We start from the raw sequence: 11,820 nt of genomic DNA on the forward strand, positions 1-11,820 counted from the left end.
CGTGACTTCAATCACCGATTCGTTGTCGAACCCGGTCGCCGATGCGCCGAAGCCTGCCGCCGCCGGCGCGCGCGCGGACGAACGCTTCGCGCTCGGCCTGCCGCCGCGCCCCGCGCTGCTGTCGCGCCGCGCGTGGCTCGCGCTCGTCGCGCTGTGCATCGCGATCGGCATCGGCGTGCCGCTCGCCGCGCTGGTCGCGCCCGAGTCGAGCGCATTCCATCTGTCCGCGTATGCGATGACGCTTGCCGGCAAGCTGATGTGCTACGCGATCGCCGCGCTCGCGCTCGATCTCGTGTGGGGTTACTGCGGCATCCTGAGCCTCGGCCACGGCCTGTTCTTCGCGCTCGGCGGCTATGCGATCGGCATGTACCTGATGCGCGAGATCGGCCGCGACGGGAAGTACGGCAGCGACCTGCCCGACTTCATGGTGTTCCTCGACTGGCATCAGTTGCCGTGGTACTGGAGCGGCACGCAGCATCTCGCATGGGCGCTCGCGCTGGTCGTGCTCGTGCCGGCCGTGCTCGCGTGGGTGTTCGGCTTCTTCACGTTCCGCTCGCGCGTGAAGGGCGTGTACCTGTCGATCATCACGCAGGCGCTGACGTTCGCCGCGATGCTGCTGTTCTTTCGCAACGAGACGGGCTTCGGCGGCAACAACGGCTTCACCGACTTCAAGCGCATCGCGGGCTTTTCGATCACGTCGCCCGGCACGCGCACCGTGCTGTTGCTGCTGACCTTCGCGACGCTCGTGCTCGCGTTCATCGTCGCGCGTGCGGTCGTCACCAGCAAGCTCGGGCGCGTCGTGACCGCGGTACGCGACGGCGAGACGCGGCTGATGTTCCTCGGCTACAGCCCGCTCGCGTACAAGCTGTTCGTGTGGACGCTGTCGGCCGTGCTGTGCGGAATCGCCGGCGCGCTGTACGTGCCGCAAGTCGGCATCATCAATCCCGGCGAGATGTCGCCGGGCAATTCGATCGAAATGGCGATCTGGGTCGCGGTCGGCGGCCGCGGCACGCTGATCGGGCCGATCGTCGGCGCGTTCGCGGTGAATGGCGCGAAGAGTTTCTTCACCGCGTATTTCGCCGAATACTGGCTGTTCTGTCTCGGCCTGATCTTCGTGCTCGTGCCGCTCTTGCTGCCGCGCGGGATCATGGGCCTCGTCGACACGCTGCTCGCGAAGGGGAAACGCGGATGAACGGCACGGCCCTCTACCAGTTCACGCCGCCGCCCGAAGACGAGCTGCTGGCAGTCAGCGGCAGCGCATCGATGGGCCGCGTCGTGCCGGACGGCATCGACACGTCGCACGGCACGATCCTCTACCTCGAGGACATCGAGGTCAGCTTCGACGGCTTTCGCGCATTGAACAAGCTGTCGCTCGCGATCGACGCGGGCGAGCTGCGCTGCGTGATCGGCCCGAACGGCGCGGGCAAGACGACGATGATGGACGTGATCACCGGCAAGACGCGCCCCGATGCGGGCAAGGTGTTTCTCGGCCAGACGATCGACCTCGCGCGGATGAACGAACCCGAGATCGCGCGCGCGGGCATCGGCCGCAAGTTCCAGAAGCCGACCGTGTTCGAACAACATCCGGTATGGGAAAACCTCGAACTGGCGATGCAGACCGACAAGGGCTGGCTCGCGTCGCTGCGCGCGCGGCTCGACCGCACCGCGCAGACGAAGATCGAGGAAACGCTTGAACTGATCGGCCTCGAAAGCGATGCGTATCGCGCGGCCGGCGAGCTGTCGCACGGCCAGAAACAGCGGCTCGAGATCGGCATGCTGCTGATGCAGCGCCCGGCGCTGCTGCTGCTCGACGAACCGGCGGCCGGGATGACCGACCACGAGACGATGGAGCTCGCGAAGCTGCTGAACACGCTGCGCGGCACGTGCTCGATGATGGTCGTCGAGCACGACATGGAGTTCGTCGCGGCGCTCGCGGGCGAGTCGGGCCGCGTGACGGTCATGGCCGAAGGCGCGGTGCTCGCGCAAGGCACGCTCGACCAGGTCAAGCGCGACGACGCGGTGATCGAGTCTTACCTCGGACGATGACGCAATGCTGAAGATCGATGCACTGAACCAGTACTACGGCGGCAGCCATATCCTGCGCAACGTGACGCTCGCGGCCGACGACGGCAAGCTGACCGTGCTGCTCGGCCGCAACGGCGTCGGCAAGAGCACGCTGCTGCGCTGCCTGATGGGCGTCGTCGCCGCGAAGAGCGGCAGCGTGTCGTGGCGCGGCACGTCGCTCGGCGCGTTGCCGCCGTATGCGCGCGTCGCGGCCGGGCTCGCGTATGTGCCGCAAGGACGCGACATCTTTCCGCGGCTCACCGTCGAGGAAAACCTGCTCGTCGGCGCGGCGAGCCGCAAGGCGCCGTCGAAGGTGCCCGATCGCATCTACGACCTGTTCCCGGTGCTGAAGGACATGCGCGCGCGACGCGGCGGCGATCTGTCGGGCGGCCAGCAGCAGCAGCTCGCGATCGGCCGCGCGCTGATGAGCGAGCCGCAGTTGCTGATCCTCGACGAGCCGACCGAAGGCATCCAGCCGTCGATCATCCAGGACATCGGCCGCACGCTGCGCCAGCTCGTCGACGAATCGAAGATGACCGTGCTGCTCGTCGAACAGTATTACGATTTCGCGCGCTCGATCGCGGACCGCTACTGGGTGATGAGCCGCGGCGAAGTCATCGCGGGCGGCGACGCGCGCGACATGGAGACGAACGGCGTGCGGGAATTGATCGCGGTGTAGCGGGCGATGCGGCTCGGAGGGCACGATGCCGGTTGGCGGTTGGCGGTTGGCCGCTGGCGGTCGGGTGCTCGGCGCACGGCGAATGCCCGGCAATCATCCGCACGGGCCGTGTACACGCCCCAGCGCCCTCGGCGCGCTCGGCGCGCTCGGCAACGCATCTGCTCACGCGTATATTGTTGCGTTAGCATCTTCGTTTCCGCGCCCGACCCCAGCTTCCCGCCGATGTCCGCCTCCGACTCCCACGCCCCGCTGTCCCGCCCCGCCGTCGCCAAGTCCTGGCACGGCCGCCTCGAACTGGGCTTCGAACGGAACGGTGCGCGCACGACGCTCGTTCACCGGCTGCACGACGGCCCGCTGCGCGTGCAGCGGCCGCTGTATCCGGAAGGCGACGCGATCTGCCACGCGGTGATCGTTCATCCGCCGGGCGGCGTCGCGGGCGGCGACCGGCTGGACGTCGACATCGCGCTCGGCGACGGCACGCACGCCGCGCTGACGACGCCCGGCGCGACCAAGTGGTACAAGTCGAACGGACTCGACGCGACGCAGCGTATCGGCATCACGGTCGGCGCGCACGCGAAGCTCGACTGGCTGCCGCAGAACAACCTGTTCTTCGATGCCGCGCACGCAGCGCTCGACTTCACGGTGACGCTCGGCGCCGGCGCGAGCGCGATCGGCTGGGATGCGACGCAGCTCGGCCGGCAGGCGGCCGGCGAAACGTGGTCGTCGGGCCGCATCGCGGCGCGCTCGGCACTCGTCGACGCCGACGGTCGGCCGCTGTGGACCGAGCGCGCGCTGCTCGATGCGCACGATCCATTGCGCGGCGCGCTGCAGGGCCTCGCCGGTTTTCCGGTGTACGGCACGCTGTGGGCGGCCGGCCCCGCGTGCGATGCGGCACTTGCCGAAGCGCTCGCCGCGCGCATGCCGTTCGGCGAAACGCTGCGCACGGGCGCAACATGTGTAACGCCGGGCGTCGTGCTGGTGCGCGCACTGTCGACGTCGATGGAAGCGCTGCAGCGTCACTTCACCGACTGCTGGCTTTATCTGCGGCCGATCGTGCACGGCGTCGACGCACGGCCGCTGCGTCTCTGGCAAACCTGACCCGTGCCGAACCTGCGACGCACCGTTTCGGCGCAGCGTCGCCGCCGAGGCCGCCCGCAATCGATGCATCGCGCACCACGAACGCGCACATCCGCACATTTCATCGGCATGGCACGGCCCTTGCTGTTTACATAACCGATACACGACGCGCGTGAAACGGCGCGGTGCTACGATGAGCCGCGCGCTGCACACCGGCGCACACCGATAAAAATTACGTTTTCCTGAACGACTGCCTTCATGAAACTGACTCCCCGAGAAAAGGACAAGCTGCTGATCTTCACGGCGGCGCTGCTGGCCGAGCGCCGTCGCGCGCGCGGGCTGAAGCTCAACTATCCGGAGGCGGTCGCGTTCATCACCGCCGCGCTGATGGAAGCCGCACGCGACGGCAAGACCGTCGCCGAGGTGATGCACTACGGCACGACGCTGCTCACGCGCGACGACGTAATGGACGGCGTGCCGGAGATGATCCCCGACATCCAGGTCGAGGCAACCTTCCCCGACGGCACCAAGCTCGTCACCGTCCACCACCCGATTCCGTGACCGAGGCCCCGCGCATGATTCCCGGCGAAATCCTCACCGACGACGGCGAGCACGAACTCAACGCAGGCCGCGCGACGCTGTCGCTCGTCGTCGCGAACACCGGCGACCGCCCGGTGCAGGTCGGCTCGCATTACCACTTCTTCGAAGTCAACGACGCGCTGTCGTTCGATCGCGCGGCCGCGCGCGGCTTCCGCCTCAACATCGCGGCCGGCACCGCGGTGCGCTTCGAGCCCGGCCAGACCCGCACCGTCGAACTGGTCGAGCTGGCGGGCGATCGCGCCGTCTACGGTTTTCAGGGCAAGGTGATGGGGCCGCTGTAAGCCGCGCCCCGCTCTTCAGGAACAGCACATGACACTACGCTTGAGCCGCCGCGCGTACGCGGAAATGTTCGGGCCGACGACGGGCGACCGCGTGCGGCTCGCCGATACCGACCTGCTGATCGAAATCGAACGCGACTTCACCACGTACGGCGAGGAAGTGAAATTCGGCGGCGGGAAGGTGATCCGCGACGGGATGGGCCAATCGCAGCGCGTAGCCGCCGACGTGCCCGACACGGTGATCACGAACGCGGTGATCCTCGATCACTGGGGCATCGTGAAGGCCGACATCGCGATCAAGCACGGCCGCATCGCCGCGATCGGCAAGGCCGGCAATCCGGACATCCAGCCCGGCGTGACGATCGCGATCGGCGCCGCGACCGAAGTGATCGCCGGCGAAGGGCTGATCGTGACGGCCGGCGGCATCGACACGCACATCCATTTCATCAGCCCGCAGCAGATCGACGAGGCGCTCGCATCGGGCGTCACGACGATGCTCGGCGGCGGCACGGGGCCGGCCACCGGCACCAACGCGACGACCTGCACGCCGGGGCCGTGGCACATGGAGCGGATGCTGCAGGCGGCCGACGGCTGGCCGATCAACCTCGGCTTTCTCGGCAAGGGCAACGCGAGCCTGCCGCAGCCGCTCGTCGAGCAGATCGCGGCCGGCGCGATCGGGCTGAAGCTTCACGAAGACTGGGGCACGACGCCCGCCGCGATCGACAACTGCCTGTCGGTGGCCGACGACACCGACACGCAGGTCGCGATCCACACCGACACGCTGAACGAAGGCGGCTTCGTCGAATCGACGGTCGCCGCGTTCAAGGGCCGCACGATCCACACGTACCACACCGAAGGCGCGGGCGGCGGCCATGCACCCGACATCCTCAAGGTGTGCGGCGAGGCGAACGTGCTGCCGTCGTCGACCAATCCGACGCGCCCGTACACGATCAACACGCTCGACGAGCATCTCGACATGCTGATGGTGTGCCATCACCTCGATCCGTCGATCGCCGAGGATCTCGCGTTCGCCGAATCGCGCATTCGCCGCGAGACGATCGCGGCCGAGGACATCCTGCACGATCTCGGCGCGCTGTCGATGCTGTCGTCCGACTCGCAGGCGATGGGCCGCGTCGGCGAAGTGATCATCCGCACGTGGCAGACCGCGCACAAGATGAAGGTGCAGCGCGGCGCGCTGCCGGAAGACAACGCGCGCAACGACAACTTCCGCGCGAAGCGCTACGTCGCGAAGTACACGATCAACCCGGCGCTCACGCACGGCATCGCGCACGAAGTCGGGTCGATCGAGCCCGGCAAGTGGGCCGACCTGGTGCTGTGGGAACCTGCATTCTTCGGAATCAAGCCGTCGATGATCCTCAAGGGCGGGATGATCGCGCTCGCGCAGATGGGCGATCCGAACGCGTCGATTCCGACGCCGCAGCCGGTTCACTACCGCGAGATGTTCGCGACGCGCGGCGGCGCGCTCGCGCGCACGTCGCTGACGTTCGTGTCGCAGATGGCCGCCGACGCGGGCATCGCCGAACGCTACGGGCTCGCGAAGCAGGTCGTGCCGGTGCGCAACTGCCGCAACGTGACGAAGGCCGACATGATCCACAACGCGTGGCGGCCGTCGATCAGCGTCGATCCCGAAACCTACGACGTGATCGCCGACGGCCAGCTGCTCACCTGCGAGCCGGCGACGGTGCTGCCGATGGCGCAGCGCTATTTCCTGTTCTGATTTCCGGTTTTTCGTTCCATGCGCACCCTCGACAAACGCATTGCCCCGAACGTGAAGCTCGCCGCGTCGCTCGTCGCGCGCGCGCCGACGCTCACGCTCGCGTACGACGCCCGCTGCAAGAGCCGCCTCGCGGCGACGCTCGACACCGGCGAGGACGTCGCGGTCCTGCTGCCGCGCGGCACCGTGCTGCGCGACGGCGACGTGCTCGTCGCCGACGACGGCGCGCTCGTGCGCGTCGCCGCTGCCGCCGAAACCGTGCTGCTCGTGCGCGCCGCCGATCCGCTCATGCTGATGCGCGCCGCGTATCACCTCGGCAATCGTCACACGCCCGTCGAGATCGGCGACGGCTATCTGAAACTCGAAGCCGATCCGGTGCTCGCGGACATGCTGCGCCGGCTCGGCACGCAGGTCGAGGAAACGAGCGCACCGTTCCAGCCGGAAGCCGGCGCGTACGGCGGCGGCCACAAGCACGGGCACGACGCGACGTTCGCCGAGGACTACGCGCTCGCGCAGCAGGTGTTCGGCGAACACCACGGGCACTCGCACTCGCACTCGCACTCGCACGATCACGATCACGATCACGATCACGATCACGATCACGATCATCAGCATGGTCCCGGCTGCACGCACGGCCACCACGGTCATGACCACCACTGAACTCGTCGCGCTGCTGCATCTCGCGTCGCCCGCACTGCCGATCGGCGCGTTCAGCTATTCGCAGGGCTTCGAAGCCGCGCTCGACGCGAACCTGATCCGCGACGCCGACACCGCGCGCGACTGGATCGCGAGCGGGCTCACCGACGTGCTCGCGCACGGCGAGCTGCCGTTTCTCGCGCACCAGCTCTCGCGCTGGCACGCGCATGACGCGGACGCGCTGGCCCGCGAGAACGCGTGGTTCGTCGCGAGCCGCGAATCGGCCGAATTGCGCCGCGAGACCGAACAGATGGGCTGGTCGCTCGCGCAGCTGTGCGCATCGCTCGAATGGGGCGACGCCGCACGCCGCGCGACGCTTGCATCGCTCACGCCGATCGCGCTGCCGACCGCATTCGCATACGCGGCCGCCGCGCACGATGCCGGCGCCGACGCGACGCTCGCCGCGTACGCATTCGGCTGGGTCGAGAACCAGACGTCGGCCGCGCTGAAAGCGGTACCGCTCGGCCAGCTTGCCGGCCAGCGCATCATCGTCGCGCTGCGCGGCGCGATCGACGCGGCCGTGCGCCGTGCGCTCGCGACGCCGCCCGACGCCGTCAACACGTTCGCGCCGCAGCTCGGCATCCTGTCCGCGCGGCACGAGACCCAGTATTCGCGGTTGTTCCGCTCCTGAACCCGATCCACGCCATGAACGCACCCGCTCCGTCCTCCGCCCGCCGCACGAAGAAACTGCCGCCGCTGCGCGTCGGCATCGGCGGCCCCGTCGGCTCCGGCAAGACCACGCTGCTCGAAATGCTGTGCAAGGCGATGCGCGACAAATACGACCTCGTCGCCATCACGAACGACATCTATACGAAGGAAGATCAGCGCTTGCTGACGGTCGCGGGCGCGCTGCCCGAGGAACGCATCATGGGTGTGGAGACCGGCGGCTGCCCGCATACGGCGATTCGCGAGGACGCGTCGATCAACCTCGAGGCCGTCGACCGGATGCTGTCGCGCTTTCCGGATGCCGACATCGTGTTCATCGAATCGGGTGGCGACAACCTGGCGGCGACGTTCAGCCCCGAGTTGTCGGACCTGACGATCTACGTGATCGACGTCGCGGGCGGCGAAAAGATTCCGCGCAAGGGCGGGCCGGGCATCACGAAGTCCGACCTCCTCGTGATCAACAAGACCGATCTTGCGCCGCTCGTCGGCGCGAACCTCGACGTGATGGCGTCCGACACGAAGAAGATGCGCGGCGAGCGGCCTTACGTGATGACGAATCTGAAGGCCCTCGAAGGCGTCGCGGACGTCGTCGCGTTCATCGAGAAGAAGGGATTGCTGACGGTGTGAACGGCGGCGCGGCGGCCCGCCGCCGCCTCGCCTGCCTCGGGGCGGCCTTGCACCGCTCGCCCGCTCAATCGTCGGATGCGTCCTGCAACGATTGCGCACCGCGCTCGACCGGCGGCAGCAGCGCCGCGAGCACGTCGACCGAGCGCGCGGTCGCACCGCGATGACGCGACGCGAACGCCGCACCGGCCGCGCCCATCGCGACGCGCCGCGGATGATCGGCGAACAACGCATCGAGCACGTGCGCGAGATCGAGCGGATCCGCGACCTGCAGCGCGGCACCGGCCGCAACCGCATCGGCGGTCGCCTGCGTGAAATTGAACACGTGCGGGCCGATCAGCACCGGCACGCCGACCGCGCATGCCTCGATCAGGTTCTGCCCGCCGAGCGGCAGCAGGCTGCCGCCGATGAACGCGACGTCGGCGGCCGCATAGTACGCACCGAGCTCGCCCATCGAATCGCCGAGCAACACGGTCACGTCCGCCGGCAGCGGTTCCGCCGCGGCGGGCCGGCCGGCCGCGAGCGCCGCCGCATCCGCCCCCCATACCGAACGCCGCACGCACGTGAAGCCGTTGCGCGCGACCAGCGCGTCGACTTCGGCGAAGCGCTGCGGATGACGCGGCACGAGAATCAGCAGCGCGCCGGGCGTTTTCATCGCGGCGAACGCCTGCAGCACCAGCGCCTCTTCGTTCTCGCGCGTGCTGGCCGCGACCCACACCGGCCGCGGGCCGATCGCGTCGCGCCACGCGTGGCCGCGCGCAGCCAACTCCGGCGGCGTCGTCATGTCGAACTTCAGGTTGCCGAGCACCGTCACGTTGCGCGCGCCGAGCGACGTCAGCCGCTCCGCGTCGGCCGGGCTCTGCGCGAGCACGCGCGAGAAGCCGCCGAACACGTCGCGCGTTGCCGCGCCGAACTTCGCCGCGCGCCGATGCGAGCGCGCGGACATCCGCGCGTTGGTCAGCACGAGCGGCACGTCGGCGCGCCGGCACTCGTCGATCAGCGTCGGCCACACCTCGGTTTCCATCACGAGGCCGAGCGTCGGCCGCCATGCGCGCAGGAAGCGCCGCACCGCGCCGGGCATGTCGTACGGCAGATAGCAGCGCAGCACGCGATCGCCGAAGATCTGCTCGCCGGTCGCGCGGCCGCTCGGCGTCATGTGCGTGAGCAGGATGCGCGCGTCGGGACGCGCACGCATCAGCGCGTCGATCAGCGGCTGCGCGGCGCGCGTCTCGCCGACCGACACCGCGTGCACCCAGATCAGCGGCGCGCGATCGTCCGGCGAACGGCCCGCGACATGGCCGAAGCGTTCGCCGATGTGCTCGCGATAGCCGCGCTCCTTGCGCGAGCGCACGAGCAGCCGGATCACCGCGATCGGCGCGACGAGCCACCACAGCGCGCGATAGATCGCCCTCAGCATGCGGCCGCCCCCGTGTTGCGTCGAAACCGGTGCGCGCTCAAACCAGCGTCCTGCCGGTCAGGCGCTCGAGAATCCCGAGCGGCGCGCATTCGCGGCGCACCATCGCGTCGACCGGCAGGAAGAAGGTCTGCTCGAGCATGAACTGGCCGGACATCACAGCGTGCGAAGTCTGATCGGAGAAACATATCCACACGCTGCCCGGCGGAAACGGCATCGTCTGCTGCGGACAAGTCTTCTGGTAGTCGAGATCGGCCTTCATCCCGTCGTGCAGGTTCAGCATCAGGTGGTCGTACGCGCTGCGCGGCGACTTCGTCACGTGCAGCAGGTTCAGCAGCCACGCCCAGCCCGGCAACTGCGGCCGGATCTTCGGCAGGAAGCGCTTCGCGACGTCCTCGAACGGCTCGCCGACACGCCACACGCGCGGCTGCCCGGCCGGGTTCACGTTCGTGAACACGCGCAGGATCCGCTCGCCGTAGTTCGGCCGCGACGGGAACGCGTCGACGTGCAGCCGGCTGTCGTCCTTGCGCCACGACGTCTGGCGCGTCTCGACCTGCATCAGCCGCAGGCTCGTCGGCGCGACGCGCAGCTTGCCGCGGTATTCCGGGAACAGGCCGTCGACGAGCGTGCCGGCCTGCTGCTGGAAGCGCGCGACGAGCGCGCGCACGGCCGACTGCGTGACGCTGTCGCCGAGCACGCCGGCGAGCGCGCCGCCGTTCGGCGCGAGACTGATGTTCTTGCGTTTCGGATCGGCGAGCGCCGGATCGAGCAGCGCTTCCTCGCCGCCTTCGATCGCGAAGCGCAGGTGCGGGAAATACAGCACCTTGCCCTCCTCGACCGCGGCCAGCAGCTGCTCGCGCGGCGCCGACAGGTTGTGTCCGCTCCAGTCGGCGGACGAGACTTCGATGATCTGGGATTCGCTCATGATCGGTTCGCGTGCATGACAGGCGGCAAAGGCAGGACGGGCATGGCGGACACGGCAGGCATCACAGCAGGCCGAAGCCTGCGAGCGCCGCCTTCACCTGCGCGATCGACGGCGGCTGTCCCGCCGTGCCGAGATTGACGACGTTCGGCGACCAGTAGCCGCCGGTGCGCCACGCCGTCGCGAAATTGTACAGTTCGACCGTCGGACGCTTCAGCGCGGCCGCGATGTGAACCAGACCTGTATCAACCCCGACCGTCGCGGCCGCGCCGTCGATCAGGCCGACCACGGCCGGCAGCGACAGCTTCGGCGGCACGATCGCGGCCGCGCCGAACTCCTTCGCGAGCCGCTCGCTGGTCGCGCGCTCCGCTTCGTTGCCCCACGGCAGCACGAGCGACGCGCCGCGCCGCACGAGCGCCTGGCCGAGCTCGATCCACGCGGCGTCCGGCCACTGCTTGTCCGCGCGCGACGTCGCGTGCACGAACACCACGTACGGCACCGGCAGGTTCAGCCCGAGCGCCGCGACCGCGAGCGCCGCCGCGCGCGTATCGAGGCCGAAGTCGACCGGATCGGCCGGCGTCGGCTCGGGATCGCCGAGCGCGGCCGCGACGAGCTGGCGCGAGCGCTCGACCACGTGCGTGCGCGGCGCGATCGGCACGCGCTTGCGATAAAAGAAGCGCACCGGCCATTCGTAGCCCGCGCCGTCGGTGCGGTTGCCGAGGCCGGCGAGCGGGCCGTGCGCCCAGCTCGCGACCCAGGCCGTCTTGATCAGGCCCTGGCAGTCGATCACGAGGTCGTACCGCTCGGCCGCGAGGCGCTTGCGGAACGCGCGGATCTCGCGCCACGTCGCGCCCGAGAACGGCTTCTTGCGCCAGCGGCGCAGCGAGAACGGCAGCACGTCGCGCACGCCGTCGACGAGCCGCACGAGGTCGACGAAGCTCTCCTCGACGAGCCAGTCGATCTGCGCGTCGGGGTGGCGGCGCCGGATATCGGCGACCACCGGCATGTTGTGCACGACGTCGCCCAGCGACGACACGCGCACGATCAGGATCTTTTGCACGCTGA

13 protein-coding genes are annotated in these 11,820 nt (G+C 69.1%); 10 read left to right on the plus strand and 3 right to left on the minus strand.

The features are described 5' to 3' along the window. Position 1: 1 nt before the first annotated feature. From urtC to ureG, 10 genes are all read left to right on the plus strand, one after another. The gene (gene urtC / locus BSE24067_RS10950; protein WP_151063297.1) at positions 2 to 1,192 is read left to right on the plus strand and encodes an urea ABC transporter permease subunit UrtC; all 1,191 of its coding nucleotides are present in this window, start codon (positions 2 to 4) and stop codon (positions 1,190 to 1,192) included. Continuing rightward, complete coding sequence (gene urtD, locus BSE24067_RS10955; protein WP_151063296.1) at positions 1,189 to 2,046, plus strand: urea ABC transporter ATP-binding protein UrtD; 858 nt, start codon at positions 1,189 to 1,191, stop codon at positions 2,044 to 2,046. The genes urtC and urtD overlap by 4 nt, the downstream gene beginning before the upstream one ends. Before the next feature lie 4 nt (positions 2,047 to 2,050). After that, on the plus strand, positions 2,051 to 2,743 hold the full coding sequence (urtE, locus tag BSE24067_RS10960) for an urea ABC transporter ATP-binding subunit UrtE (RefSeq protein ID WP_151063295.1): 693 nt from the start codon (positions 2,051 to 2,053) through the stop codon (positions 2,741 to 2,743). Positions 2,744 to 2,965: 222 nt separating this feature from the next. Further along, a complete protein-coding gene (locus BSE24067_RS10965; RefSeq protein WP_151063294.1) occupies positions 2,966 to 3,841 on the plus strand; it encodes an urease accessory protein UreD in 876 nt (291 codons plus the stop codon). Positions 3,842 to 4,078: 237 nt separating this feature from the next. Continuing rightward, positions 4,079 to 4,381 (plus strand): urease subunit gamma, encoded by a 303-nt coding sequence (gene ureA / locus BSE24067_RS10970; RefSeq protein WP_006406310.1) that lies wholly within the window; start codon positions 4,079 to 4,081, stop codon positions 4,379 to 4,381. 14 nt (positions 4,382 to 4,395) lie between these two features. Continuing rightward, a complete protein-coding gene (locus tag BSE24067_RS10975) occupies positions 4,396 to 4,701 on the plus strand; it encodes an urease subunit beta (protein ID WP_059499866.1) in 306 nt (101 codons plus the stop codon). A 28-nt stretch (positions 4,702 to 4,729) separates the two neighbouring features. Beyond that, positions 4,730 to 6,436, plus strand: coding sequence for an urease subunit alpha (ureC, locus tag BSE24067_RS10980; protein WP_151063293.1), 1,707 nt, complete (start codon positions 4,730 to 4,732; stop codon positions 6,434 to 6,436). Between the two features lie 18 nt (positions 6,437 to 6,454). Next, complete coding sequence (ureE, locus tag BSE24067_RS10985; protein ID WP_151063292.1) at positions 6,455 to 7,093, plus strand: urease accessory protein UreE; 639 nt, start codon at positions 6,455 to 6,457, stop codon at positions 7,091 to 7,093. Beyond that, on the plus strand, positions 7,080 to 7,760 hold the full coding sequence (locus tag BSE24067_RS10990; protein WP_151063291.1) for an urease accessory protein UreF: 681 nt from the start codon (positions 7,080 to 7,082) through the stop codon (positions 7,758 to 7,760). The genes ureE and BSE24067_RS10990 overlap by 14 nt, the downstream gene beginning before the upstream one ends. Before the next feature lie 14 nt (positions 7,761 to 7,774). Then, positions 7,775 to 8,422, plus strand: coding sequence for an urease accessory protein UreG (gene ureG / locus BSE24067_RS10995; protein WP_151063290.1), 648 nt, complete (start codon positions 7,775 to 7,777; stop codon positions 8,420 to 8,422). A gap of 64 nt (positions 8,423 to 8,486) precedes the next feature. On the opposite strand, the gene waaA is transcribed toward ureG, so the two are convergent. The 3 genes from waaA to waaC form a co-directional block, all read right to left on the minus strand. After that, a complete protein-coding gene (waaA, locus tag BSE24067_RS11000) occupies positions 8,487 to 9,836 on the minus strand; it encodes a lipid IV(A) 3-deoxy-D-manno-octulosonic acid transferase (protein ID WP_151063289.1) in 1,350 nt (449 codons plus the stop codon). A 37-nt stretch (positions 9,837 to 9,873) separates the two neighbouring features. Continuing rightward, positions 9,874 to 10,758: a Kdo hydroxylase KdoO gene (locus BSE24067_RS11005; RefSeq protein WP_151063288.1), complete on the minus strand. Its 885-nt coding sequence runs from the start codon at positions 10,756 to 10,758 to the stop codon at positions 9,874 to 9,876. A 61-nt stretch (positions 10,759 to 10,819) separates the two neighbouring features. Further along, positions 10,820 to 11,815 (minus strand): lipopolysaccharide heptosyltransferase I, encoded by a 996-nt coding sequence (gene waaC, locus BSE24067_RS11010; RefSeq protein ID WP_151063287.1) that lies wholly within the window; start codon positions 11,813 to 11,815, stop codon positions 10,820 to 10,822. Positions 11,816 to 11,820: the final 5 nt, after the last annotated feature.

It is taken from the genome of Burkholderia latens (assembly GCF_902499045.1).
In the GTDB taxonomy this organism is placed as follows: domain Bacteria; phylum Pseudomonadota; class Gammaproteobacteria; order Burkholderiales; family Burkholderiaceae; genus Burkholderia; species Burkholderia latens.